The organism is Planosporangium spinosum (assembly GCF_049999945.1).
Lineage (GTDB): Bacteria > Actinomycetota > Actinomycetes > Mycobacteriales > Micromonosporaceae > Planosporangium > Planosporangium spinosum.
Map to the genome: position 1 here is coordinate 155,038 of NZ_JBLYUB010000002.1, position 26,286 is coordinate 181,323.

A 26,286-nucleotide genomic window follows, 5' to 3' on the forward strand; every position below is an offset into this window, starting at 1 on the left:
CCAGTATCGGGGTGCGACCATGGAGCCATGGCTGTCACTGCGCTGACCCCGCTCGCGTCCCCCGAGTCCGCCGCGGTGGGCGGCATGCGACTGGTCGGCATCGTCGTCGGTACGGTGCTGCTGCTGGCCGCCATGCGGGCGATGTTCGGCAGACGCAGGTAGCCGGACGCGGGCCGCGTCAGCACACCACCCCGGCCCGGTCGGCGACCTGGCGCAGCACCACCGCCGGCTGCCCCGACGTGACGTCGAGCAGCCGCCGGATCAGCGCGTGCGTGGCGGGCCGGCGGCGCACCTCCTCGGGCGCCACCTGCTCGACCCGCGCCACGGCGACGGTGGCCTCGGAGTACTGCCGGCACTGGCGGTACGCCTCGGCCATGTCGAGCAGGTAGGCCGCCTTCCGTTCCCGTGGCAGCCGGGCCAGCGACTGCGGCTCGATCGCACTGCGGGCGTACCCGACCGCACGCCCGCCCTCCTCCATCCGCACCAGGGCCGCCAGCCGGTGCAGGGCGACGTTCGTGGTGCCGAAGGCGTTGACCGGGTCGCAGTAGCCGGGCCCGAGCCGGCGGGCGATCTCCTCGGCGCGGCGGTGCATGGCCAGAGCGGTGTCGGCGTCGGCGTCCTGGGCGGCCACCATCTCGGCGGGCAGCAGCAGCATCCCGTACAGCGACAGCAGCTGCGGGTCGCGCGAGGCGAGTTCGGGCTCCATCCGGTCGGCCATCGCCACGAGCGCGGCCAGGGCCTCCCGGGACTGCCCGTGGCAGGCCAGGGCGCGCGCGACGCAGCGGGCGGCGCGGGCCAGGCAGACGGTGTCGTCGACGCAGCGGGCGGACATCATCGCGCGATCGGCGGCCAGCCAGGCCATCCCGGCGTTCTCCAGCTTGAGCAGCGTCGACGACGCGAGCCGGTAGCTCATCACCAGGCACCGCGCCGCCTGTACCCGGGCGGCGCCGTCGAGCGCCTCGACCGCGCGCTGCGCGTCGGCGATGAGGCCCGGCAGCACCCGACCGATCGTCGTGAAGTGCGACGACAGCCAGGCCGAACAGGCGTGGTCGACCTGGGCGCGCAGCCGGGCCAGGTCGGGCGGGGCGCCGACACCGCCGAGGATGACCCGGTACGAGCCGAGCGCGCCCCGGATGGCGCGCACCTCGACGGCGTCGGGGCAGCCGGCGACCCGCCGCGCCACGTCGTCGTCGGTGAGCGCCGCGACGTCGACCTGCAGTGCGCTGGCGACAGCCTCGAGCATGGGCAGGCGTACCAGCCCCCGCTGCCCGCTCTCCACCTTGTCCACCCAGCTCGTGGAGCGGCCGACGAGCTCGGCGAACTGCTGGCGGGTGAGCCCCCGACGGGTCCGCCAGTAGCTGACCCTTCGCCCGATATCGCGGTTACGGATTTCCATGTTTCCCCCCACGAATGGTGAGCGTAGTGATGGCTGGACGGCCGGGTTGCACAAAATGTGCGGTTCCGGCCGCCGCCCACCATGGAGCAAACCCCGTGATGTGCCGTGAGCTGCCCCTTTGCCGCAACGCTCCGATAGGGGACATCACACGAAGAGTCTGGTACGGCGCATTGCGCACGTGCGCGGTCCTCATGGGAGCGTCGTCGTCGCGCGGGCGACCCCGTACCCCCGAGGGCCGTTGCCGCCCCGCACAAGCTACGCCGCGCCGACGTCCGCCGCGGGAAATCGACAGCACCGAGCCGACAGCCGGTGGAGCGGCCCCTACGGTCGGCGGGAAGCCGGCAACTGATCGGCGGAGAGCCGGGCAACTGATCGGCAGAGAGCCGGGCAACTGATCGGCGGGAAGCCGGCAAGGGCCCAGCCGTTTCGTGGCGGCCGTTTCATGATGGCCCGTTTCAGGTTGTCGTGCGACTGGCGCACGCCCTCATTACATTGATAAAGGCCATTGTTAATATTCGGTTTCCGAATCTTATTCACGTCGGTGCCCGTCGGGCCGCGCCGGTCGTCGACCCGCACCCCTCACCGAAGGGAGCCCGCGATGCGCGCACGACGGCCCGGCAGACGTGCCACCCTCCGACTCGCGGTCCTCGTCACGGTCGGCGCGACCGCGGTCGCCGCCGCGTCGGCGCCGGCCGCGCCCGCGGGTGCGGCCGGCGGGACTGGTGCCATCGGGGCAGGTGGCACCGGGACAGCGGGCGCCCGGACCGCGACCACCGCGGCGACCGCTGCCGGCGACGACTACTGCCTCGGCCAGTGCGCCGACATCCTGCCGCCCGGTCAGAACGGCAACGCGACCCTCGCCGACATCCTCGCCCACCAGACCCTCGGTACCCGGCCGGCGCACTCCGGCGACCAGCTCGACCGGTACGCCAACCTGGTCTACCACTACGCCGGGCTCACCGACGACCAGATCACGCGCTACTTCAACGACGCCTCGCTGGGCGTACCGGCCGGCGAGGTGGAGCGCACCGACCGCCCGCGCACCGACGTCACGATCGTGCGGGACAAGGCGACCGGCACGCCGCACATCACCGGCACGACCCGGGCCGGCACCATGTTCGGCGCCGGATACGCGGGCGCGCAGGACCGGCTGTTCGTCATGGACCTGCTACGGCACGTGGGGCGCGGGCAGCTCACCTCGTTCGCCGGGGGCGCCCCCGGCAACCAGGCGCTCGAGCAGAGCGTGTGGCGCAGCTCCCCGTACACCGAGGCCGACCTGCAGGCCCAGGTGGAGAACCTGCGCCGGCAGGGCACCCGGGGCGCGCAACTGTACGACGACGTGACCAACTACGTCGCCGGGGTCAACAGGTACATCGCCGACTGCATGGCCGGCCGGTACTGCCCGGGCGAGTACGTGCTGACCGGCCACCTCGACGCCATCACCAACGCCGGTGGCCCGCAGCCGTTCACACCGACCGACCTGATCGCCACCGCCGGGGTCATCGGCGGCATCTTCGGCGGCGGTGGTGGCGCGGAGATGCAGTCCGCACTGGTCCGCATCGCCGCGCGGGCCCGGTACGGCGTGAGCGAGGGCGACCGGGTCTGGGCCGCCTTCCGCGAACAGAACGACCCCGAGGCCGTCCTGACCCTGCACGACGGGCAGAGCTTCCCGTACGGCGCACCGCCGGCGAGCGACGCCGGGGTGGCGCTGCCGGACAGCGGATCGGCCACGCCCGAGCCGGTGGCGTACGACAAGACCGGCTCCGCGGGTGTCACCGGCACCGGCGGCGCGCTTCCCGGACTCCACCTCGGAGATCCACACCAGGGAATGTCGAACGCGGTCGTCATCTCGGCACGCAAGTCGGCCACCGGTCACCCGATCGCGGTGTTCGGCCCGCAGACCGGGTACTTCTCCCCGCAACTGCTCATGGTGCAGGAGCTGCGCGGGCCCGGAATCACCGCGCGCGGCATCGCGTTCGCCGGGCTCAACCTGTACGTGCCGATCGGCCGGGGCCTGGACTACTCGTGGAGCGCCACGTCGGCCGCCCACGACATCACCGACACGTACGCCGTGCCGCTGTGCGAGCCGGACGGCAGCCCGGCGACGGTGAGGTCGCAACACTACCGCTGGCACGGGCAGTGCCTGGCGATGGAGGTGCTGGAGCGGCGCAACTCGTGGCAGCCCACCGTCGCCGACGGCACGCCGGCCGGCTCGTACCGGCTGCAGGCGCTGCGGACCAGGTACGGCCTGGTGAGCTGGCGCGGCACGGTCGGCGGCCAGCCGGTGGCGTTCACCAGTCTGCGCTCGACCTACCGGCACGAGGCCGACTCGGCGATCGGCTTCCAGATGTTCAACGAGCCCGACACGATGCGGTCCCCGGCCGGGTTCACGAACGCGGCGGCACAGGTCGGGTACGCGTTCAACTGGTTCTTCGTCAACGCACGCGACAGTGCGTACTTCACCTCCGGCCTCAACCCGGTCCGGGCGGCCGGCGCGGACCCGAACCTGCCGGTGCGCGCCGAACCGGCGTACGAGTGGCAGGGCTACTCCCCGGACACCAACACGGCCAACTACCTGCCTGCGGCGGCGCACCCGCAGGGTGTCAACCAGGACTACTTCGTCAGCTGGAACAACAAGCAGGCCAAGGACTTCTCGGCGGCCGACGGCAACTTCAGCTTCGGCGCGGTGCACCGCGCCGACCTGCTCGACGCACGGGTGCGGGCGGCGCTCGCCGGCGGCGGCACGCTCGACCGGGCGGGTACGGTCCGCGTCGCCGAGGACGCGGCCGTCACCGACCTGCGCGGCGAGCGGGTCCTGGGCACCCTGCTGCGGGTCCTGACCAGCCAGCCGGTGACCGACCCGGCGCTGGCCGACGCGGTGGCCAAGCTGACCGCGTGGCGGGCCGCGGGGGCCGAGCGGGTCGAGACCGCGCCCGGCTCGAAGGTGTACCGGCACGCCGACGCGATCCGCGTCTTCGACGCGTGGTGGCCGCTGCTGGTGTCGGCCGAGTTCCGCGGCGACCTCGGGGACGGCCTGTACACGTCGCTCGCCGCCGCGATGCAGATCAACGAGTCGCCGTCGGGCGGCCAGCAGGGCGACGCCTCCGGTGGGCCGTCGTCGGTGAACGAGGCGCAGCCGCACAAGGGCTCGTCGTTCCAGTACGGCTGGTGGGGCTACGTCGACAAGGACCTGCGGGCGGTGCTCGGCGATCCGGTGGCCGCGCCGCTGCCCCGGCGGTACTGCGGCGGCGGTGACGTGGCGGCGTGCCGGCAGGCTCTGCTCGGCGCGCTGGGGCGGGCCGCCGCGCAGACCCCGGCCCAGGTGTACCCCGGCGACGACACCTGTGCGGCGGGCAACCAGTGGTGCGCCGACGCGATTGTGCACGCGCCGTTCGGCGGCATCACCCAGCCGCCGGTCGCCTGGCAGAACCGCCCCACGTACCAGCAGGTGGTGTCGTTCCCGGCGGCGCAGGGCGACACCGTCGCCAACCTGGCCGCCGGGCGGCCGGTGACCGCGTCGAGCACGCAGCTGCTGTACTCGACGGCGGCCGCGGTGGACGGTGACCGGAGTACCCGCTGGGCCAGCGCCTGGAGCGACGACCAGTGGATCCGGGTGGACCTCGGCGGCGTCCAGCCGGTCTCCCGCGTCGTGCTGCGGTGGGAGGCGGCCTACGCGAGCGCGTACCGGATCGACGTGGCCGGCGACGACGGCGCCTGGCGACCGGTGTGGTCGACCGACGTCGGCAACGGCGGCGTCGACAACGACACGTTCGCGCCGACGACCGCCCGGTACGTGCGCGTGGTGGGCCAGCGGCGGGCCACCGGCTACGGCTACTCGCTGTACGAGTTCGAGGTGTACCCGCACTGACCGGCGCCCGATGGCCGGTGTCCGCGCCGACACGCCAGCACCGGAGCAAAATAGAGCGATCTGCCCCTTTTTGCTGATATGTGGTACTAGCATCACACACCGATGTCCAGCAACGCGCACCGTCGAGCCTCCCCCAGTGAGCAGGCCGGTGTCGCCCGGCCCGCCCGGTCGGGACGTGCCGTCCGGCAGGACCCGCCGCTTCGAGCGGGGCGGCCCGCGCGGATGGACGGACCCACCCGGGAGCGCATGTCGGCACGGGACGGCAGGCCCGGACGGGAGGGCGGAACGCCGCGGGCCGGCAGGCCCGGACGGGAGGGCGGGGCCCGCGCCGGCTCGCGGGCGCCCGGGCCAGGCGCCACCCGGCCGACCAGGCCGGCCGGGCTGGCGCTCGCCACCACCCTGCTGGCCACGCTGATCACGGCCAGCTGCGTCGCGCGGGGCCCCGGATCGGCCCCGCCCGCGGCGGCGCTCGGCCCCGCCGCGGTCCGCACGACAGCCAGCGGCACCGCCACGCCGTCCCCGGCACCGTCGGCCGGCCCCACCGCCGCTGCCGGAGGTGCGGCCGGACCGGCCGGACCGACCACGTCGGCGGGCTGGCGCCCGCCGGACGTCACCCCGCTCGCGGTTCAGGCGCAGCAGTCCCCCGCGCCGACCGGGGCGGCTGCCGTGACGGTCGACCGGGTACCGGGAGAGTGGGTCAGCTGGGCCCTCCTCGACCGGACCACCGGGGCCGTGTCCACCGGTGGCGACAGCGGCACCAACTCGACCGAGTCGATGGTGAAGGCCTGGATCGCGGCCGACTACCTGCAGGGACTGGGCGGCCGGGAGCCCCGCGCGGACGAGATCGACCTGCTGCGCCGGATGATCCGCGACAGCGACGACCAGGCGGCGGAGCAGCTGTATCTGCGCCGCGGCGGCGACGCGGTGATCAGGCGTCTGATCTCGACCTGCGGGCTCACCGACACCACGGTGCACTCCGGCTGGTGGAGCCTCACCGAGATCTCCGCGCGCGACGCGGTACGGATGGCCGACTGCATCGCCGACGGTACGGTCACCAACGCCCGGTGGACCGCCTGGCTGCTCGGCGAGATGCGCCAGGTGCGCGGCGAGGGCCGCTTCGGCATCGTCGACGTGCGCCCCGGCGTGGCCATCAAGAACGGCTGGACGAAGTGGGGGGACGGCACCTGGCACGTCAACTGCCTCGCCGTCGCCGACGGCTGGTCGCTGTCGGTCCTGACGCGCTACCCGGCGCGGTACGGCCTCGACAACGGCGCCGAGGTCTGCCGCAGCGTGGCGCGGCAACTGGCGCCCTAGCGGCAGCCGGTGGTAGGGCAGGGACAGCCGGTGCGGGTGCCCCTCCCCTACCGCGGTCATCCGCGGCGGGTCAGCACCGGCCGCAGCGCGTCGAGGACCGCCGGGTCGTCGATCGTCGACGGGACCGGCTCGGCGACGCCGTCGGCGATCCCCCGCATGGTCCGGCGCAGGATCTTCCCGGAGCGCGTCTTGGGCAGCGCGGGTACGACGTCGACCCGGCGCAGCGCGGCGACCGCGCCGACACGCTGGCGGACCAGCGCGACCAGCTCCGCGGCGAGCGCGTCGGGATCGGCCGCCACGCCGGCCTTGAGTACCACGAAGCCGCGCGGCACCTGGCCCTTCAGCTCGTCGGCCACCCCGATGACGGCGCACTCGGCGACCGCCGGATGCCCGGCGAGGGCCTCCTCCATCGCCCCGGTGGACAGCCGGTGGCCGGCGACGTTGATGACATCGTCGGTGCGGCCCATGACGTACAGGTACCCGTCAGCGTCGAAGCGGCCGCCGTCGCCGGTCAGGTAGTTGCCGGGGAACGCCGACAGGTACGAGGCGACGAACCGCTCGTCGTCGCCCCACAACGTGGGTAGGCAGCCGGGCGGCAGCGGCAGCCGGATCACGATGGACCCGTCGGTTCCCGGCGGCACGTCGTCACCGGCCGCGTCGACCACCCGGACGTCGAAGCCCGGTACGGGTACCGACGGCGAGCCCGGCTTCGTCGGCAGCGGCTCCAGTCCCCGCGGGTTGGCCGCGACCGGCCAGCCGGTCTCGGTCTGCCACCAGTTGTCGACGACCGGCACACCCAGGCGCGCGCCCGCCCACGCGTACGTCTCCGGGTCGAGCCGCTCGCCGGCCAGGAAGAGGTGGCGCAGCGAGGACAGGTCGTGGTCGGCGATCCGCGCGCCGTCCGGGTCCTCCTTCTTGATCGCGCGCAGCGCGGTCGGCGCGGTGAACAGCGTCGTCACCCGGTGCTGGGCGACCACCCGCCAGAACGCGCCGGCGTCGGGCGTACCGACCGGTTTGCCCTCGTACAGCACGGTGGTCGCGCCGGCGAGCAGCGGCGCGTAGACGATGTACGAGTGGCCGACCACCCAGCCGACGTCGGAGGCGGCCCAGAACACCTCGCCCGGCCCGGTGTCGAAGATGTTGCCCATCGACCAGTGCAGCGCCACGGCGTGCCCGCCGTTGTCGCGCACCACGCCCTTGGGCCGGCCGGTGGTGCCGGAGGTGTAGAGGACGTAGAGCGGGTCGGTGGCGGCGACCGGCACGCACCCGGCGGGTTCGGCACCGGCGACCGCCTCGTTCCAGTCGACGTCGCGACCTGGCACCAGCTCCGCGGTGCACTGTGGACGCTGCAGGATCACGCAGTGCCGCGGCTTGTGGGTCGACTCCTCGAGCGCGGCGTCGAGCATGGGCTTGTAGGGCACCACGCGGTTGACCTCGATACCGCAGGACGCCGAGACGACGACGGTCGGCTTCGCGTCGTCGATGCGCACCGCCAGCTCGTGGGCGGCAAAGCCACCGAAGACCACCGAGTGCACCGCGCCGAGCCGCGCGCAGGCCAGCATCGCGACCACCGCCTCGGGCACCATCGGCAGGTACACGACGACCCGGTCACCCCGGCCCACGCCCAGGTCCCGCAGTACGCCGGCGCAGCGGGCCACCTCGTCGCGCAGCTCCCGATAGGTGTACGTGCGGACGGTGCCGGTCACCGGGCTGTCGTAGATCAGCGCCGGCCGGTCCCCGGCACCGGCGTCGATGTGCCGGTCCAGGGCGTTGTGGCAGGTGTTGAGCTCGCCGTCGGGGAACCAGCGGAAGAACGGCGCACGGTCGCGGTCGAGGACCCGCCCAGGCTGCCGTACCCAGTCGAGGGCGGCGGCGGCCTCGCCCCAGAAGCCCGCGGGATCGGTGATGCTGCGCTGGTACGCCGTGCGGTAGCCGTTCATACGACCATCCTGGCCGGCCGGCGCCCCGGTCGGCCAGAGCCGACCGGGCCGGCGGGCCGACCGTGCGCCGAACGGTGCCCTGGACGGGTGAATCCGGCCGGTCAGCGCTGCGCGGAGTGGGGCACCGGTGCCAGACTCGCCGTCTCGCCCCGGTGCAGCGGCCGGACCAGCGGGTCCAGGCCACGCCGGCGCACCGCGGACAGGAAGTCGGACAGCGGCGACCGGAAAACCGGGTAGTCGTCGTAGTGGATCGGCAGCGTCAGCGACGGCCGGATCATCTCGACCAGGTCGGCGCCCTGCCGGCCGTCCATGGTCAGCAGGACCCCCAGCACCTTCGTACCGCCGAGGTGCGCGAGCATCACGTCGATACCGGGCAGCCGCTGCGGTATCTCGCGCAGCCACGGCCGGCACAGGGTGTCACCGGTGACGTAGAGCCGCAGCCGACGCTCGCCGCCGACCTCCCAGTCGATGACGCTGCCGATGGTCTCGGGCATCAGCAGGTGGACCAGGGCCGGACCGTGCTGGCCGGGCACCGCCGTCACCCGGACGGTCTGGTCGCCCTTGTGGAACTCGATCCGCGACCAGGGCCGCAGCCCGACCGTGTCGCGGAAGCGCCAGGTGCGCTCCAGCCGGTACGCCGCGGACGGGGTGCTCACGATCGGCAGCGCCCGCGGCAGCCGGGCCTTGGCGACCCGGTCGAAGTGGTCGCCGTGCAGGTGCGACAGCACGACCGCGTCGACGGTGGGCAGCTCGTCGACGTCGAGCGCGGGCTGCGTGCGCCGCCGCGACCACAGCCCGTACCCGAGGTAGGCCGCTTCCCCGGCGTGCAGGAAGTTGGGGTCGGTCAGCAGCGTGAACTCCCCCAGGTGCAGCAGCGTGGTGGCGGTCCCCACGAAGGTGACCGAGGCATCCGGCGACATGGGCGTGCACCTCCCGGCCCGGTCGTACCCACCGTTGCGACGATCATGTCCGGTGCCGCTCGGTTTCGATGCGGTCACATGGGTTGAGCCGGGCCACCCGCCAGCCGAGAAGACCGTCGTGTACGAGGGATCTGCGATACCGGGTCGGTTGGACGCCGCGCGGGAGCTGCTGCGCGACCTGACGGCGGTCCTGGGCGCCGACGGGCTCGCCGTGGCCCGGCGGCTGCCGGGCCTGCTGGCGGCGCTCGACCGGCACGCGGCCGAGGTGCGCGACGCGCTCGGGGACGGCCGGGCCGTGCCCAGTACGGTGGCGCTCGCCGGGTACGCCGAAGGTCTCATCCACGCCGCCGAGGAGACCGGCTGGGAGCTGCCCGCGCCGATCGACTGGGCGCACGCGGACTGGCGCGCGGTGCGCCTGCTCGCGGTCTGCGCGCTCGCCGCCGACGGCCGCGGGCGGTGACCTCCCCCTGCCGGCCGCCCGCAACGGGATAGCCGGCGCGTGGGTGGGGTAACCGAATCATTCGGTGCCCCGGGTGAGGCGCGCGTCACACCGCCGCCCGACCGGGCATCCAGATCCGGTCACGGCGGTTGGAGACATCCATGAGAGCTGTTGTGCAGAACGAGTTCGGCGACGCGGACGTGCTGCATCTGGAGGACCTGCCGGACCCGGTGACCGGCCCGGACGGGGTACTGATCCGGGTCCGCGCCGCCGGGATCAACCCGGTCGACTACAAGATCCGGGCCGGCTACCTGAAGGACCTGTTCCCGTACCACTTCCCGCTGGTGCCCGGCTGGGACGTGGCCGGCGAGGTGGTCGCGGTCGGCCCGGCCGTTACCCGGGTGGCCGTCGGTGACGCGGTCATGGCGTACGCCCGCAAGGACCACATCCAGTGGGGCACCTACGCCGAGCTGGTCCGGGTCCGCGAGGAGGCGGTGGCGCCCAAGCCGGACTCGCTGACCTTCGCCCAGGCCGGCGGGCTGCCGCTGGCGGGGCTGACCGCCCTGCAGTCGCTGAACGCGGTCGACGTCGGCGCGGGCGACGTGGTGCTCGTGCACGCCGCCGCCGGCGGGGTGGGGCACCTCGCCGTCCAGATCGCGCGGGCGCTCGGCGCGGCCCGGGTGATCGGCACCGCCTCGCCGCGCAACCACGACTTCATCCGTTCGCTGGGCGCCGAGGCGATCGAGTACGGCCCCGACCTGCCCGACCGGCTCGCGAAGGTGGTCGGCGGCGACGGCAGGGTCGACGCGGTGCTCGACTACGTGGGCGGGCCGGCCCTCGAACAGTCCCCGGCCCTCGTGCGGTCGGCCAGACGCCACGTCTCGGTCGTCGACCCGACGTCCAAGGAGCAGGGCGGACGGTACGTGTTCGTACGCCCCAACGGTGGCCAGCTGAAGGCCCTGGGTGAGCTGGCCGACGACGGCCGGCTGCGGGTCGAGGTGGCGCGCGAGTACCCGCTCGACCAGGCGGCCGGGGCGCAGCGGGAGTTGGAGGGCGGCCACGTCCGAGGCAAGATCGTGCTGACCGTGGCGTAGCGGCGGGTACGGCGGCGGCGCCGCGACCACGCGGCGCCGCCGTGACCACCCGCCCGCCGAACCCCACCTCGCCGACCGCTTCCGGAGTGCCGTGCCCGTCCGACCCGTCTCACCCGCCGTCCTCGTCGAGGAGCTGGCCGACCGCCTCGCCGGGGTGCCCGGCGCCCCGTGGCTGCGGGTGGCGGTCGACGGCGCACCCCCGGCCCGGCCGCACGACCTCGCCGACGCCCTGGTCGACCCGTTGCGGGTACGGGGGCGGCCGGTCCAGCGGGTCCGCGCGGACGACTTCCTGCGCCCGGCCTCGCTGCGGCTGGAGCGGGGCCGGACCGAGCCGGACGCCTTCTACGAGGACTGGCTCGACGTACGGGGCCTCACCCGCGAGGTACTCGACCCGCTCGGTACCGGCGGCACCGGGCGGGTCCTGCCGTCACTGTGGGACACCGCGACGGACCGGGCCACCCGGGCCGGCTACGTCACCGTGCCGCCCGGCGGCATCCTGCTGCTCAGCGGGGCGTTACTGCTCGGTACCGGGCTGCCGCTGGACCTGGTCGTACACCTGTGGATGTCGCCGGCGGCGCTGGACCGCCGCACCCCGGCGGCCGACCGGTGGACGCTGCCGGCGTACGCCCGCTACGCCGCCGAGGTCGCCCCGGCCGACCTCGCCGACGTCGTGGTCCGCGTCGACGATCCGCGACACCCCGCGCTGGTGGCCGATCCCGGCTGACCGATGTGGACGTTCCCGCCGCCCAAGGGTTGCGATACATCCACTCTGATCGCTTCCTGTCCCGCTGCGTCCGGTACGCTCCGTGCCCGATGACGCTAAGCCTGCTCCCCCACAGCATCCGACTGCGCCGGGCCGCCCGTCGCCACTTCGGCTGGCGCACGCTGCGTACCGGCCAGCTCACCGCCATGCGCGCGGTGCTGAAGCGGCGCGACGCCCTTGTCGTGCTGCCCACCGGGCACGGCAAGTCGGCCGTGTACCAGGTGCCGGCGACCCTGCTGCCGGGTCCGACCGTGGTCGTCTCCCCGCTGCTCGCGTTGCAGGCCGACCAGATCGCCGGGCTGGCCGAGCGGCACGACGCGCACCTGGGCGCGGTCCGGATCAGCTCGGCGGAGTCACCCGGCCGGCAGCGGGCGGCGCTCGCCGCGCTGGCCGACGGTACGGCCCGGTTCCTGTTCATCACCCCGGAGCAGCTCGGCCAGCCGGACCGGTTGGCCGAGCTGCGCGCCCTGCGGCCGGCGCTGGTGGCGGTGGACGAGGCGCACTGCATCTCCGCCTGGGGCCACGACTTCCGCCCCGACTACCTCCAGCTCGGCCACCTGGTACGGGAACTGGGCCGGCCGCCGGTCGTGGCGTTGACGGCGACGGCGTCACCGCCGGTACGCGAGGACATCGCGGCACGCCTCGGGCTGCGCACCCCCAAGGTCGTCGTGGCCGGTCTGGACCGCCCCAACCTGTACCTGGAGGCGGTGCACTGCGTCACCGAGGAGGACCGGTGGAAGCGGCTGCTGGCCCGGCTGCGCACCGACGAGCCGCCCGGCATCGTCTACGTGCCCACCCGGCGCGCCGCCGAGGAACTGGCCGAGCGGCTGGTCGACGAGGGTATCCACGCGCAGGCGTACCACGGCGGAATGGCCGTCGGCGAGCGCACCCGCCGGCACGAGGCGTTCCTGTCCGACGAGGTCCCGGTGATGGTCGCGACCAGCGCGTTCGGCATGGGCATCGACAAGCCGAACATCCGCTGGATCGTGCACGTGGCGCTGCCCGACTCCCCCGACAGCTACCTGCAGGAGATCGGCCGGGCCGGCCGGGACGGGCGGCCGGCCCGGGCCCTGCTGCTGCACCGCGCCGAGGACGTGGCGCTGCAACGGTTCTTCACCGGCGGCGCCCCGGACCGCGCCGAGCTGGCCCGGGTGGTGCGGGCCCTGCGCGACGGCCCGGCCCGCAAGACCGACATCGCCGCCGACCTGGGGCTCGGGACCCGCCGGCTGGCCCAGGACCTGGCCCTGCTGGAACGGGTCGGCGCCGCGGTGACCATCCGGAACGGCCGGGTCACCGTCCCGCGCTACGCCCCGGCGGCGGACGAGGCGGTGTCGCTGGCGCTGGCGGAGATCCGGCGCCACCAGACCGTCCAGCGCTCGCGCACCGACATGATGCTCCAGTTCGCCCAGGCCCGTGGCTGCCGCGGCCAGTACCTGCTGGCCTACTTCGGCGAACACCTGACCCGCCCCTGCGGACACTGCGACAACTGCGCCGGTGGCGGCGGCCCCGCCCCGCGGCCGGCCGCGGACCTGCCCTACCCGGTGCACAGCACCGTCAGGCACCCGAAGTGGGGCTGCGGCATGGTGCTGCGCTACGACGAGGACCGGATGGTCGTGCTCTTCGACGACGTCGGCTACAAGACGCTGTCGGTACCGGTCGTGGTGCGGGAGGGCCTGCTCACGCCCGTCTGACGCCGATCGCCTCCCCTCGATTTTCCTCCCGGTTCAACGGAACGGGTTCCTCGACCCGTGTATTGGGTGAGGACGAATGGCCGGAGCCAGGGGAGGTGGGGAGTGCGCCCGACCGCGAAGAAGGAGCCACGCCGCGGCAGGTCCGTCGACCGAAGGCGGGCGCCGCTGTGGGCGCGGATGGCGATCGCGACGGGTGCGCTGCTCATGGTGGTCAGCGGCAGTACCCTCATCGCCGGCCGGCTCCTGCTGCTCCACTACACCAGCGGGATCACCCGCTCCGGCGGCCTCGGCACGGCGGCGGCGACGGACAAGGACGGCGGCACCTCCGTCGAGGGCCCGATCAACCTGCTGCTGGTCGGCGTCGACGACGGTACCGGCCGGAAGGCCAGCGACGGCGCCCGGGCCGACTCGATCATCGTCGCGCACATCCCGGCCACCCACGACGCGATCTATCTGGCCTCGATCCCGCGCGACAGCCGGGTGCCCATCCCGGCGTACCCGGCCACCGGGTTCCGCGCCGAGACCAACAAGATCAACGCGGCGTTCCAGGGCGGGCACCAGAACGGCGGCGGCCGCGACGGCGGCCTCGCGCTGCTCGCCGAGACCATCAGCAACCTCACCGACGGCGCCCTCACGTTCAACGGCGCCGCCATCGTCAACTTCGACGGGTTCAAGGACCTGGTGCAGGCGATCGGCGGGGTACGCATGTACGTCGACGAAAAGGTCACGTCGATCCACATCGGTACCAACACCAGGACCGGCCAGGTGGGCGTGCCGTACTACATCCGGGCCGACGGCACCGTGATCGGTCTGAAGCCCGACATGAAGCCGCAGGTGTACGAGGTGGGCTGGCACGACTTCAGCGACTGGGAGGCGCTGGACTACGTACGCCAGCGGGACCTGCTCGAACTCCGCGACTCCGACTACGGCCGGCAGCGCCATCAGCAGCAGTTCCTCAAGGCGGTGCTGCACAAGACGGCCAGCTCCGACGTCCTCACCAAGCCCACCAAGGTCAACGCGGTCCTGAAGTCGCTGTCCAAGACGGTGTCGTTCTACAACAACGGGGTCGACATCGCAGACTGGATCTTCACGCTCAAGGACATCAGGCCCGACAAGATGACCATGATCAAAACCAACGCGGGTACGTTCAACCCGAAAACGATCGGCGGGATCGAGTACGAGGAGCTGTCACCGGACAGCCTGCAGTTGCTGAAGTCCATGGCCGCCGACGACGTCGGCACGTTCCTCACCACCCACCAGAGCTGGATCGCGACCGACAGCCCGTCGACCGGGTGACCGACGGCGCGCCGCGGCCGATCCGCAAAATCGATTGCCGTCGACTGGCAGGATGGCGCCATGCGGACCTCGCACGAGTTGACGACACCGGCCCTGTCGCCCGCCCGCCGGGTGGCGGGCCTGACCGCCGCGGCGCTCGCGGCCGCCGTGCTGGTCGTGTCCGTGCTGGGCGCGTGGAACCCGTGGCGCCTGGTGCGGCTGCGGCAGTTCTTCCACGACCCGTCCCTCGGCCTGCTCCTGGTGAACCTCCTGACGCTGGCGGCGTTCTGGGCGCTGGCGCCGGTGCACAGCGAGGCGGCCCAGCCCGGCCGGCAGCGGATCCGCTGGCTGCTCACCCTGGCGCTGCTGCCGGTCGGCATGGCATGGGGCCTGCTCCAGGGCTTCTTCAGCCTCGACACCCGGGAGGTTGCCACGTCCCCCGACGGCACCCGCAGGGCCGCGTTCGTCACCCACGGCGACGACCGGGAGCTGCGGATCTGGTCCGGCGGCTGGCTGACCCTGCGCGACGTGGGCCGCGCCGGCGCGCCCTGCGGCCCGAACGCGACGGCCCGGTTCGTCACGGACGACCTGCTGCACATCACGTCGAACTACGGCGACTTCGACGTCCGCCTCGACCCCGCCACCGGCCGCCCGCTCACCCCGATGGGCCGCACCTGCTCCGGCTGACCCGCCGCCGCCCTCCATGATCGGCACAACGTGCCGAAACCGCGGTCTTGGCGACTGGCGGAGACCACAACATCCCGGAAGTTGTGCCGATCATGGTCGGGTGTCACGCCCGGACCGGCAGCCGGTCCCCGACGTGTTCGGGGCGCAGGCCCACGCCGACCACCCGGGCCGGCAGCTCCCGCAGCGCGGGCACCCGGTTGAGCAGCCGGACCGGCCACGGTGCGGGTACCGGAGTCTCCGCACCGAGTACCCGCCCGATGACACCGCGCTGGATGACGCGCTGCAGCAGCTGGGTGCCGGCGGTGGGGAACGCCCGCCGGGCGCGCACCCGGGCCAGGTCGCGCCCGGCGAGGCGCCCGGCGCGCAGTGGACCGGCCAGCAGCCGGGCGGCGGCCACCGCGTCCTGCACGGCGAGGTTGATCCCGACGCCGCCGATCGGGGACATCGCGTGGGCGGCGTCGCCGATCAGCAGCGCTCCGGGTACGTGCCAGCGGCGCAGCCGGTCCACCCGTACCGTCAGCATCTTCACGTCGTCCCAGCTCGTGACCTCGCCGACCCGGTCGGCCAGGAACGGTGCCAGGTGCGCCACCGAGGCGCGGAACGCGGCCAGGCCGTCGGCCACGACCCGGTCGTACCCGCCCTTCGGAATGACGTAGGCGAGTTGCCAGTACGTCCCCCGGTCGATGCCGACCAGCAGGCGGCCGGTCCCGACCCGGGCGTTGACACCGGCGCCGTCGCCGGGCCGGCGGGGGAGGCGGAACCACAGGATGTCCATGGGCGCGCCGAACTCCCGGGGAGCCAGGCCGAGCTTGTCCCGTACGGTCGAGTGGCGCCCGTCGGCCGCGACGGTGAGCCGCGCGCGGACCTCGACCGGCCCGTCCGGCCCGCGCGCCACGACGCCTTTCACCATCCCCTCGGCGCGCAGCACGTCGACGACCTCGTGCGAGCGCAGCAGGGTGAACCCGTCGTACCTGGCGGCCTCGGCCGCCAGCATCTCCAGGAAGTCCCACTGCGGCAGGAACATCAGGTACGGATGGGCCACCCGCAACCGGGCGAAGTCGACAATCCGGTAGTCGCCGTCGGCGAACGTGAAGCGCAACCCGTCGACCTTGCGGTGCGGCAGTGCCGCGACGCGGTCGCCCAGACCCACCTCGTCGAGCACGTCGAGGGTGGACGGGTGGACGGTGTCCCCGCGGAAGTCACGCAGGAAGTCGGCGTGCTTCTCCAGGACGGTGACCCGGATCCCGCGCCGGACCAGGAGCAGGGCGAGCATCAGACCGGCCGGGCCGCTGCCGACCACGCATACATCGGTGTCCATCGCGCCTCCCTAATTCATCGGGTAATGAAATCCTACCCGTGATGCGCGCTCGCGGGGACCCCTCGGCCCGGCCCGGACACCCCGCGGATACCCCGGCCGCCGGGCCCGGACGCCTGCCCGGAGGCCGCCGGGTGCCCCCGATCCGCCGGGCCCGGAGGCCGCCGGGCGGTCCACCGGCCGCCCGACGGCCACCGGACGCCCAAGCCGAGTGGCAAAACTCTCTCAACTGGCAGAACGGGCGACCGATACAGGGAGTGATCGTCGGTATCCGTCACCACCTTGGGGGGGCCTTGTTGACCACGGCTCGCGACCTGGCGCCGCACGCCGGTGCCCGCGTCCGGCCCGCCGGGCCCCGGCCGAAGTCGAGCCGGGCAGCCCTCATCGGGCTGGTCCTGGTCGTCCTCGCGATGAGCGGCTTCGCGCTGTGGGCGTCCCAGGTGACCGCCCGGGCGGCCAGCAAGGCCACCACCGCCAACCGCCTCGCCTTCTACTACCTGGAGGCGGCCCAGGCCGCCAGCGAGGAGAAGTCGCTGGAGCGCAAGTACCGGTTCGACCCGAGCAACGAGACGCTGATGGCCCACGTCGCCGCCGAGCGGACGCTCGTGATGGCGCTCAACCGGGTGAAGGCGGAGGGCTCCCCCGCCAACCGGGCCCAGGCCCAGGCCGTCCTGCTGACCCACGACGACTTCCTCGTCAGCGCCAACAAGATGTTCGAGGCCGTCAACAACCACGACACCGCGCTCGCGTCCCGGATCGAGTTCGACCAGGCCGACACGCTGTACCGGTTGCAGCACGAGATCGAACGCGGCGCCGGTGAGCACCGCGAGGAGGCCGTCAACCAGCTCGCCGCCATGCGCCAGGTCAGCAACACCATGAGCTGGGGCGTACCGCTGGTGTTCCTGGTCGGCCTGGCCATCGCGATGGTGCTGTCGGCCATGCTGAGCCGGTACCGCCGCGATCTCGACGCCGAGCGGGCACAGGCGGTGCACGACTCGCTGCACGACAGCCTGACCGGGCTGCCCAACCGGCAACTGCTCGCCGAGCGGCTGCACGGCGCCGTTCAGTCCAGCGAGCGGGTCGGCCTCGTCCTGATCGACCTGGACCGCTTCAAGGAGATCAACGACACGCTGGGCCACCGCTGCGGCGACGAGCTGCTCACCCAGATCGGCCCCCGCCTCGCCGCGACCGTACGGTCCACCGACACCGTCGCCCGGCTCGGCGGCGACGAGTTCGCCGTGCTGGTACCCGACGTCACCAGCCTCGACGACGTCCTCGCGATCGCCGAGAAGCTACGCCAGGCCGTCGAGCTGCCGATCGAGATCGCCGGTGCCGACCTCAGCGTCGAGGCCAGCATGGGCGTCGTGGTCTCCGGTGAGCACGGCGACGACTCGCAGACCCTGCTGCGGCGCGCCGAGGTGGCGATGTACGTGGCCAAGGAGCGCAACCGCGGCGTCACGGTGTACGACGCGAGCGAGGACGCCCACGACCCGGGCCGGCTCGCGCTGCTCACCGAACTGCGCCGCGCCATCGACCAGCGCGAACTGATCCTGCACTACCAGCCGAAGGTGTCCCTGGCCACCGGCGAGGTGTGCGGAGTGGAGGCGCTGGTGCGCTGGGAGCACCCGCAGCGCGGCATGGTGCCGCCGGACAAGTTCATCCCGCTGGCCGAACACACCGGCCTGATCGGGCCGCTGACCCGCTACGTCCTCGACGCCGCGCTGCGCCAGGCCAGCCGCTGGGTCGACCAGGGCCACCCGCTGCAGATCGCGGTCAACCTGGCCGCTCGCAACCTCGCCGACCCCGACCTGGCCGACGATGTCGTGAAGCTGCTGGAGCAGCACCGGGTACCGGCCCACCTGCTGTGCCTGGAGCTGACCGAGAGCGCCATCACCACCGAGCCCGAGCACGCGCTGCTGCTGCTGACCCGGCTGCGCGCGGCCGGCGTCTCGCTCGCCGTTGACGACTTCGGTACCGGGTACACCAGCCTGGCCCAGCTCAAGAACCTGCCGATCACCGAACTGAAGATCGACAGGACGTTCGTCGGGACCATGACCACGGAACGCAGCAACGGTCTGATCGTGCGCGCCATCGTCGACCTGGCCCGCAACCTCGGCCTCACCACGGTCGCCGAGGGCGTCGAGGACGCCGGCACCCTCACCGCCCTCGCCGCCAACGGCTGCGCGGTCGCCCAGGGCTACCACATGTCCCGGCCGCTGTCGGCCGACGCGTTCGACCGCTGGTACGCCGAGGCCCGCGCGGCCATGCACGGAGTGGCGTGAGGGCGCACTCGTCCGGAGATTGAGGGGCGCCGGCCGGCCAGCCGGGCACCGAACCCCGACAGCGCCACACCGGTGGCGGCGTCGACCGCGTGGCTAACGGTCGACGGTGTCGGCGAGCTCCAGCGCGTCGATCGGCGCGCCGGGCGCCTCGCCGATCGGTACCCAGCGGCCGAACTCGCCGTGGGCGTACAGCAGCGGGTCACCGCCCGCACCGTTGCGCTCCACGTCGACGACCTCGGCGACGACCAGGAAGTGGTCACCGACCGGCACCACCTCACGGCGGGCACACACCATCCGGATGGTGGCGTCGGCCAGCAGCGGGACTCCCCCGACACCCACCCGCCACCGGGTCGGCGGCGCGAACCGGTCCGCGCCACGGCGCGCGAACAGTGCGGCGAGGTCGCGGTGGGCGGCGCCGAGCAGGTGTACGCCGACGTGGTCGGCCGCCTTCAACGCCGGCCAGCTACGCGAGTCGTGATTGACGTAGAACGACAGCAGCGGCGGGTGGAGGCTGGCGGCGGTCAGCGAGGTGACCGTGAAACCGCGCGGCCCGTCCTCGCCGGCCACGGTGACCACCGCGACCCCGCCGCCGTGGTGGCGCAGCGCCTCCCGGAACACGACGCCGTCCACCGGTGCCTGCGGTCCCCCGGCGTCGTGCGGGCCGCCCGCCTTCGGGCGCCGGGCCTGCGGGACCGGCGCCTGTGGGTCGGTGGTCGGCACAGCGTCCCTGTCTCCCGCATCGCCCACCGTCGTCCGCCTCCCGTCGCCCGAGCCTCTCGCGTAACGGTAGTGTGCCGATGCCCGACTCCGACCGCGGTGTCCGGTCGGCGAACATGTGATCCTCCTCCACGACCGGTGCGACACCACGACGACCACGCCGCCCGCCCGGTCAGGGGTGGCGGCGCAGCAGCGAACGCGGCCGGGCGTTGACGCCGGCGGCGCCGGTCCGGCGCGACGCCCGACCGGCGGGCGGCGGACCGCCGGACGGCCGGGCGTCGCGAACACGCGCCGGTCAGGCGGCGCGGACCGCCGCGTAGTCCAGGCCGAGGCCCTCGGCGACGCGGCGGCCGTAGTCGGAGTCGCACTGGGAGAAGTGCCAGACCATCTTCTCCTGGATGTGCTTCTCGCACTGCTGCAGGTTGGTGACGAGGTTTCCGATCAGGTCGTCCCGCTCGACGTCGGTGAACGACCGGAACGTCTCGCCGGCCTGCTTGTAGTTGTTCTGCCGTTCGATCGGGGCCTTCATGATCTGGCCCGAGACGAACGGACGGTACTCCTGGTACGACTCGTCGGCCTCGCGCAGGCCGGCGATCGACGACGGTTCGTAGTTGACGTGCGGATTGGCACCCCGGTTGTCCACCCCGTACGACATCAGGCCGCCGCCCTGGTTCGTGCTGACCACGACGTCCTCGCGCGGTGCGTTGATCGGCAACTGGAGGTAGTTCGGGCCGACCCGGTAGCGCTGGGTGTCCGAGTACGAGAACGTCCGGCCGACCAGCATCTTGTCGTCGGAGAAGTCGATGCCGTCGACCAGCACGCCGGTACCGAAGGCGGCCTGCTCGTTCTCGTTGTGGTGGTCGGTGATGTTGCGGTTGAGCGTCATCATGCCGACCGGCAGGTACGGGAACTGCTCCCGCGGCCAGATCTTGGTGTCGTCGAGCGGATCGAAGTCCAACTCCGGGTGCTCGTCGTCGGTCATGATCTGCACGTTGAGCTCCCACCTGGGGTAGTCACCGCGCTCGATCGCCTCGTACAGGTCCCTGGACGCGTGGCCGAGGTCGGTGGCCTGGATCGCGTTGGCCTGCTCCTGGGTGAGATTGTGCTCGCCCTGTTGGGTCAGCCAGTGGAACTTGACCAGGAAGCCCTCGCCCTGCGCGTTGACGAAGCGGTAGGTGTTCACGCCGGAACCGCGCATAGTGCGGTAGTTGGCCGGGATGCCGTACGGCGAGAACAGCCAGGTCAGCATGTGCATGGCCTCCGGGGTGTTCGACATGAAGTCGAAGATCCGGTTGGGTTCCTGGCGGAACGTGACGGGGTCCGGCTTGAGCGAGTGGATCACGTCCGGAAACTTGATCGCGTCCCGGATGAAGAAGACCTGGAGGTTGTTGCCCACCATGTCCCAGTTGCCGTCCTCGGTGCGGAACTTCACCGCGAACCCGCGCGGGTCACGCGCGGCCTCACTGGAGTCCCGGCCACCGATGACGGTGGAGAACCGGATGGTGACGGGGGTCTTCTTGCCCCTGGCCTGCAACAGCTTGGCGCGGGTGTACCTGCTGGCCGGCTCGTCGCCGATCGTGCCGTACGCCTCGAACTCGCCGTGGGCGACGAAGCCGCGGGCGTGCACCACGCGCTCGGGGATGCGCTCCCGGTCGAAGTGGCTGATCTTCTCGAGGAAGTGGTAGTTCTCCAGCGTCGCCGGGCCCCGGCTGCCAACCGTGCGCTGCTGCTGGTTGTTGTGGACCGGATGCCCCTGTCGAGTGGTCAACACTGGCTTTTCGGACATGAAGAGCGTCTCCTGCCTCTCTTCGCCCCGCGGTACCAGGCGTCCGCACGGCGCTGGCGGCGCGCACGCGGACGTCCCCCACCATGCCCGGGGCGGCCTGCGGACTGTTCCAGACTGCACTAGCCCACCGCGTTTTCTTGAATCAGTCAAGAGTAGCGGGGGAATGGCACGCAAAAAAGCACATGATCACAAACCGGTCTCGACCCTACCGAGCCATGCCGTCCGGCGCCTCCGGAGCCGCTGTGGATCATCCCCCGTTAGGCTGACGCCGTGCCTGATCAACCGGCCCACGGCGGCCCGCGGCCGCGACCGGCCGACGGCGGGCCGCCACCGCGGCCACCCCGCGGCGCACCGGCCACGACCGCGACGCCGGCGCCGGAGCCGCCCGAGACCCCGATGTGGCGGGCGCTCGCGGTCTTCCGCCTGGCCGCGCTCGGGTACGCGAGCCTGCTCGTCGCGTACAACGGTCGCCACTACGCGCACCCCGTGCTCGCCTGGATGGTGGTCGGGGTGATGACCGCCTGGTCGGTGGCCACCATCTACGGGTACGCCCGGCCGCGGTGGCGGACCTGGCCACTGCTCGGCGCCGACCTGCTCGTCACCGCCGCCTGCGTGATCGTCTCGCCGGGGATCCTCGGCGCCGGCGGGCTCGGCCAGGGCTTCGCCACCCTGCCCGCCGCCTGGATCGCCGGCCCGGTCCTGGCCTGGGCGGTCAGCGGCGGGCGCCGGCGCGGCGCCGTGGCCGCCGTCCTGCTCGGCCTCTGCGACCAGATGGTACGCACCCGGATCACCCCCAACAGCCTCGACGGCGACGTGCTCCTGCTGCTGGCCGGCATCGCGGTCGGCCACGTGAGCCGGCTGGCCGTGGACGCCCACGGCCGGCTGCAACGGGCCACCGAACTGGAAGCGGCCAACCGGGAGCGGGAACGGCTCGCGCGCGGTATCCACGACTCGGTCCTGCAGGTCCTCGCCCTGGTCGCGCGGCGCGGCGCCGAGCTCGGCGGGGACGCCGCCGAGCTGGGGCGGCTGGCCGGCGAGCAGGAGGTGGCGCTGCGGGCACTGATCGGCGCCACCCAGCCGCCGCCGGCCGGGGACGGCCCGGTGGACCTGCGGTCCCTGCTCGCCCCGGCCGCCTCGGCCACCGTCTCGGTGGCCACTCCCGCCCACCCGGTACCGCTGCCCCCGGCCGCCGCCCGGGAACTGGCGGCGGCGGTCGCGGCGGCCCTGACCAACGTCGACCGGCACGGCGGTCCGGGTGCGCGGGCGTGGGTCCTGGTCGAGGACGACGACGAGGCGGTGACGGTGTCGGTCCGCGACGACGGCCCGGGCATCCCCGCCGGCCGCCTGGAACAGGCCGAAGCCGACGGGCGGCTGGGCGTCGCCCAGTCGATCCGCGGCCGGGTCCGTGACCTCGGCGGCACCGTCACCATCACGTCGGAGCCCGGCGAGGGCACGGAGGTGGAGCTGAGGGTGCCGCGCGGGCCGATATCGTGACCGGCATGGCGGTACGGATCATGGTCGTCGACGACCACCCGATGTGGCGCGACGGGGTCGCCCGCGACCTCACCGAGGCCGGATACGAGGTGGTCGCCGCGGTCGGCGAGGGCGCACAGGCCGTCCGGGTGGCGGCCGCGACCCGCCCCGACGTGGTGGTGCTCGACCTGCAACTGCCCGACCTGGCCGGGGTCGAGGTGATCCGCGGCCTACTCAACGCGCACCCGCCGGTACGGGTGCTGATGCTGTCGGCCAGCGGTGAACAGCAGGACGTGCTGGACGCGGTGAAGGCCGGCGCGTCCGGCTACCTGCTGAAGTCCGCCGCCCGGGCGGAGTTCCTCGACGCGGTACGCCGCACCGCCGACGGCGACGCCGTCTTCACCCCGGGCCTGGCCGGCCTGGTGCTCGGCGAGTACCGGCGGCTGGCCACCGCCACGGAACCCGACGCCGACACGCCCCGCCTCACCGAGCGCGAGACCGAGATCCTGCGGCTGGTGGCCAAGGGGCTGTCGTACAAGCAGATCGCCGAGCGTCTCGTGGTGTCGCACCGCACCGTGCAGAACCATGTCCAGAACACGCTGGGCAAGCTGCAACTGCACAACCGGGTGGAGCTGGTCCGGTACGCCATCGAACGCGGCCTCGACGGCGAGGCGTGACCCGCTCCCGCACCGACCGGCTGCGCACCACCCGCCTCCCGGGCCGCCACGCCGTGGCATCCCCCTACTCTCGCGCCTCCAGGCTGCGCACCACCAGGCCCAGGTCGTGCAGGGCGTCCTGGCGCTCCTTGCGCTGAAGCTCCTCCCGGCCGAGCAGGGCCGCGTACTCGGCCTCCTGCTCCGGGGCGGGTACCGCCGAGAGCCGGTCGAGGAACTCGACCATCTCCCGGGTCACCGTGGTGTAACGGCGCGCCGCCTCCCGCGCCCGGTGCAGCGCCTCGATCTCGTCGGTCATCGACCTCCACCCTCCGCCGTGATCGTCCACCGTCGGTACCGGTGTTACCCGCCGGCACCCGGACCAACCGCGCCGCCGATCACGGTCGGGTGCGGCGGGTACCCGTGCCGCGCCTGCGCGGCGTCGAGCCGGGCCAGGGCCGCCTCGACGGTCGGGTCCGGCGCCCGGCGGCCCCGCAGCGCGGCGGGCAGTCGCGCGACGAACTGGGCGAGGGCGGACCGCCCGGCGGCGTCCGCCGTGGCACCGCGCAGCAGCGGCCGGGTCTCGGCCAGGGCGACGCGCATCGGACGGCGCATCCACGCGGTCAGGGCCCGGTTGCGGGCGGCGAGCATCCGCTTGCCCGGCCGGTCGCCGGCCGCGGCCTGCGGGTGGTGGTGCGCCACCACCTCGGGGCAGTACGCCAGCCCCCAGCCGGCCGCGGCGAGATCGTAGGCCAGGCGCTCCTCCTCGCCCATGAAGAACACCACCGGGTCGAAGCCGCCGACGGACAGGTACGCCTCGCGGCGTACCACCGTGGCGCACGCCAGGAACCCCAGGACGCTCGGGCCGGGCAGGTCCTCGGCCCGGTCGATCGGCGCCACCGCCATGAACGCGCACATCGGGTCGAGCCGGTTGCCCGGTCCGACCAGGGCACGGGCCGCGATCAGCGCGAGCCGGGGATGCGCGTCCAGCAGCTCCTGCGCGCGGGCCAGCGCGCCGTCGGCCCACCAGGAGTCGTCGTCAGCGAACGCGACATAGGGCGTCGCGGCGGCCGATACGCCGAGGTTGCGGGCGACCGCGCCGAGGTTGCGACCCGGCTTCAGGACCCGGACGTCGGGGAACGCGTGCGCGACCCGCTCCGGCGTACCGTCGGTGGACCCGTTGTCCACCACGATCACGGGCGGGCGCTCCGGCAGCGCGCGCAGCCGCGCGACGGTTCGCAGCAGCTCCCCGGCGCGGTTACGGGTGGCGATCACCACCGTGACTCGATTCATGATCGCGATAGTTGCCGAGCGGAACGTCCTCAAACATGCAGATATCGCTCGGGTACGTCGGCGGGCACGGCGGTCGGCACCGCCTCCCGGCACAGGGCCAGCAGGCAGACGTCGTCCTCCTGGCCACCGTCGGTCAGCATGTCGGCCGAGACCGTGCCGAGCAGCTCGCCGGCTCCGCCGCGGGCCCGCGCGTACACCCGGCACAGCCGGCGCAGCGCGTCCACCGGGTCGACCGCCCGGTGGTCGACAATGCCGTCGGTGTACCACAGGACCGAGTCGCCGGGCGCCAGCCGCAGCCGGTGCTCCGGGTACGGCTCGTCCCCCGGCGAGACGCCGAGCAGCAGCCCGCCGCCCATGGTCAGGACCTCCACGCCGTCGCCCCGGCGCAGCAGCGGCGGCGGGTGCCCGGCGTTGCTCCACACCAGCTCGTGGCCGACCGGATCGTAGACGCCGTAGAGCATTGTCACCAGGTCGAGGTCGGGCAGCCGGGCCAGCAGCGTGTTGACCCGGGCCAGGACCGCTCCGGGGTCCGGGCGCTCGGTGGCGTAGGCGCGCACCGCGTTGCGGACCTGCCCCATCACCGTCGCGGCCCGCAGGTCGTGGCCGGTCACGTCGCCGACCGCCAGCGCGAGGCGGCCGTCGGGCAGCGCGAACGCGTCGTACCAGTCGCCGCCGATGTCGATACGCTCGGCCACCGGCAGGTACACCGCGGACAGGTCCAGCCCGGCGACGCGGGGCAGCTCGGCCGGGAGCATGGCGCGCTGGAACATCTGCAGCGCCTGGTGCTCCACCTCCAGGTCGGCGCGGGCCTGCTCGGCGTGGCGGGCGGCGTCGCGGGCCGCGCGTTCGGCGGCCCGCTGGCCGGTGACGTCGTGGACGGTCCCCCACAGCCGCACCACCCGACCGCCCGCGTCGCGCGACGGCTGGCCGGAGCCGAGGATGTCGAGCACCCGGCCGTCCGCGCGGACCAGCCGGTACTCGACGGTGAACGGCCGGTGGTCGGCCATCAGCGCGTCGCGGGCCGCCCGGACCCGGTCGACGTCGTCGGGGTGCACGTACGCGCCCGCCGCGGCCAGGCTGTCGACGTCGTGGTCGACCCCCAGCATGGTGCGTAGCTGCCGGGAGAAGCGCAACCGCGCCGCCGCCACCTCGTACTCCCAGCTGCCGAAGCCGGCCAGGCGCTGCGCCTCGTCGAGTTGAAGGGCCAGTTCGGCGACGCGCGGGTCAGCGGCCGGCGGTGGTTCCGCCACCGCCGGCGCGCCGGTGACCGTCCGCTCGGGGTCCGACCGGCGGCACCGGCCGGCCACGGCCAGTCCGAGCCCACCGCCCAGGAGGAAGGCGACGGACGCCCCCGCCACCACACGCCACCTGGGCATCTTC

21 protein-coding genes are annotated in these 26,286 nt (G+C 73.4%); 12 read left to right on the forward strand and 9 right to left on the reverse strand.

Going from position 1 to position 26,286, the window contains the following annotated elements; translation table 11 throughout:
• Window positions 1-27: 27 nt before the first annotated feature.
• Window positions 28-162, forward strand: coding sequence for a hypothetical protein (locus ACNTMW_RS03520; protein WP_426631873.1), 135 nt, complete (start codon window positions 28-30; stop codon window positions 160-162).
• A 16-nt stretch (window positions 163-178) separates the two neighbouring features.
• On the opposite strand, the gene ACNTMW_RS03525 is transcribed toward ACNTMW_RS03520, so the two are convergent.
• Window positions 179-1,396 carry a helix-turn-helix domain-containing protein gene (locus tag ACNTMW_RS03525; protein ID WP_426631874.1) on the reverse strand — a complete coding sequence of 406 codons (1,218 nt, stop codon included), beginning with the start codon at window positions 1,394-1,396 and terminating at the stop codon, window positions 179-181.
• Window positions 1,397-1,994: 598 nt separating this feature from the next.
• Here ACNTMW_RS03525 and ACNTMW_RS03530 point away from each other — a divergent pair.
• Together ACNTMW_RS03530 and ACNTMW_RS03535 are read left to right on the forward strand one after the other, a co-directional pair.
• Window positions 1,995-5,264, forward strand: a complete 3,270-nt coding sequence (locus tag ACNTMW_RS03530; RefSeq protein ID WP_426631875.1) for a penicillin acylase family protein — start codon at window positions 1,995-1,997, stop codon at window positions 5,262-5,264.
• Between the two features lie 246 nt (window positions 5,265-5,510).
• Complete coding sequence (locus ACNTMW_RS03535; protein WP_426631876.1) at window positions 5,511-6,578, forward strand: serine hydrolase; 1,068 nt, start codon at window positions 5,511-5,513, stop codon at window positions 6,576-6,578.
• A 56-nt stretch (window positions 6,579-6,634) separates the two neighbouring features.
• Here the strand turns inward: ACNTMW_RS03535 and ACNTMW_RS03540 are convergent, their stop codons facing one another.
• Both ACNTMW_RS03540 and ACNTMW_RS03545 read right to left on the reverse strand, forming a co-directional pair.
• On the reverse strand, window positions 6,635-8,518 hold the full coding sequence (locus ACNTMW_RS03540; protein ID WP_426631877.1) for a propionyl-CoA synthetase: 1,884 nt from the start codon (window positions 8,516-8,518) through the stop codon (window positions 6,635-6,637).
• Between the two features lie 101 nt (window positions 8,519-8,619).
• A complete protein-coding gene (locus ACNTMW_RS03545; RefSeq protein WP_426631878.1) occupies window positions 8,620-9,438 on the reverse strand; it encodes an MBL fold metallo-hydrolase in 819 nt (272 codons plus the stop codon).
• A 118-nt stretch (window positions 9,439-9,556) separates the two neighbouring features.
• Here ACNTMW_RS03545 and ACNTMW_RS03550 point away from each other — a divergent pair, with 118 nt between their 5' ends.
• From ACNTMW_RS03550 to ACNTMW_RS03575, 6 genes are all read left to right on the forward strand, one after another.
• Window positions 9,557-9,898 (forward strand): DUF6401 family natural product biosynthesis protein, encoded by a 342-nt coding sequence (locus tag ACNTMW_RS03550; protein WP_426631879.1) that lies wholly within the window; start codon window positions 9,557-9,559, stop codon window positions 9,896-9,898.
• Window positions 9,899-10,038: 140 nt separating this feature from the next.
• On the forward strand, window positions 10,039-10,971 hold the full coding sequence (locus ACNTMW_RS03555) for an NADP-dependent oxidoreductase (RefSeq protein WP_426631880.1): 933 nt from the start codon (window positions 10,039-10,041) through the stop codon (window positions 10,969-10,971).
• A 91-nt stretch (window positions 10,972-11,062) separates the two neighbouring features.
• Complete coding sequence (locus tag ACNTMW_RS03560) at window positions 11,063-11,695, forward strand: nucleoside/nucleotide kinase family protein (RefSeq protein WP_426631881.1); 633 nt, start codon at window positions 11,063-11,065, stop codon at window positions 11,693-11,695.
• Window positions 11,696-11,784: 89 nt separating this feature from the next.
• Window positions 11,785-13,425, forward strand: coding sequence for a RecQ family ATP-dependent DNA helicase (locus tag ACNTMW_RS03565; RefSeq protein WP_426631882.1), 1,641 nt, complete (start codon window positions 11,785-11,787; stop codon window positions 13,423-13,425).
• 177 nt (window positions 13,426-13,602) lie between these two features.
• Entirely contained in the window at window positions 13,603-14,721 is a 1,119-nt protein-coding gene (locus tag ACNTMW_RS03570; protein ID WP_426631883.1) for an LCP family protein, read from the forward strand.
• Window positions 14,722-14,781: 60 nt separating this feature from the next.
• Window positions 14,782-15,387, forward strand: a complete 606-nt coding sequence (locus tag ACNTMW_RS03575; RefSeq protein ID WP_426631884.1) for a hypothetical protein — start codon at window positions 14,782-14,784, stop codon at window positions 15,385-15,387.
• Between the two features lie 103 nt (window positions 15,388-15,490).
• On the opposite strand, the gene ACNTMW_RS03580 is transcribed toward ACNTMW_RS03575, so the two are convergent.
• Window positions 15,491-16,705 carry an FAD-dependent oxidoreductase gene (locus ACNTMW_RS03580; RefSeq protein WP_426631885.1) on the reverse strand — a complete coding sequence of 405 codons (1,215 nt, stop codon included), beginning with the start codon at window positions 16,703-16,705 and terminating at the stop codon, window positions 15,491-15,493.
• A gap of 293 nt (window positions 16,706-16,998) precedes the next feature.
• Between ACNTMW_RS03580 and ACNTMW_RS03585 the strand changes: the two genes are divergently transcribed.
• Window positions 16,999-18,984, forward strand: coding sequence for a putative bifunctional diguanylate cyclase/phosphodiesterase (locus tag ACNTMW_RS03585; RefSeq protein WP_426631886.1), 1,986 nt, complete (start codon window positions 16,999-17,001; stop codon window positions 18,982-18,984).
• 93 nt (window positions 18,985-19,077) lie between these two features.
• On the opposite strand, the gene ACNTMW_RS03590 is transcribed toward ACNTMW_RS03585, so the two are convergent.
• Entirely contained in the window at window positions 19,078-19,704 is a 627-nt protein-coding gene (locus ACNTMW_RS03590) for a flavin reductase family protein (protein WP_426631887.1), read from the reverse strand.
• 292 nt (window positions 19,705-19,996) lie between these two features.
• Entirely contained in the window at window positions 19,997-21,487 is a 1,491-nt protein-coding gene (locus tag ACNTMW_RS03595) for a catalase (RefSeq protein ID WP_426631888.1), read from the reverse strand.
• Between the two features lie 270 nt (window positions 21,488-21,757).
• Here ACNTMW_RS03595 and macS point away from each other — a divergent pair, with 270 nt between their 5' ends.
• Window positions 21,758-22,981 (forward strand): MacS family sensor histidine kinase, encoded by a 1,224-nt coding sequence (gene macS, locus ACNTMW_RS03600; RefSeq protein WP_426631889.1) that lies wholly within the window; start codon window positions 21,758-21,760, stop codon window positions 22,979-22,981.
• 5 nt (window positions 22,982-22,986) lie between these two features.
• Complete coding sequence (locus tag ACNTMW_RS03605; RefSeq protein WP_426631890.1) at window positions 22,987-23,637, forward strand: response regulator; 651 nt, start codon at window positions 22,987-22,989, stop codon at window positions 23,635-23,637.
• 64 nt (window positions 23,638-23,701) lie between these two features.
• On the opposite strand, the gene ACNTMW_RS03610 is transcribed toward ACNTMW_RS03605, so the two are convergent.
• The 3 genes from ACNTMW_RS03610 to ACNTMW_RS03620 are packed head-to-tail and all read right to left on the reverse strand — an operon-like array spanning window position 23,702 to window position 26,282.
• Window positions 23,702-23,932: a hypothetical protein gene (locus ACNTMW_RS03610; RefSeq protein ID WP_426631891.1), complete on the reverse strand. Its 231-nt coding sequence runs from the start codon at window positions 23,930-23,932 to the stop codon at window positions 23,702-23,704.
• A 44-nt stretch (window positions 23,933-23,976) separates the two neighbouring features.
• Complete coding sequence (locus ACNTMW_RS03615) at window positions 23,977-24,906, reverse strand: glycosyltransferase family 2 protein (protein ID WP_426631892.1); 930 nt, start codon at window positions 24,904-24,906, stop codon at window positions 23,977-23,979.
• Between the two features lie 29 nt (window positions 24,907-24,935).
• Window positions 24,936-26,282 carry a PP2C family protein-serine/threonine phosphatase gene (locus ACNTMW_RS03620; protein WP_426631893.1) on the reverse strand — a complete coding sequence of 449 codons (1,347 nt, stop codon included), beginning with the start codon at window positions 26,280-26,282 and terminating at the stop codon, window positions 24,936-24,938.
• Window positions 26,283-26,286: the final 4 nt, after the last annotated feature.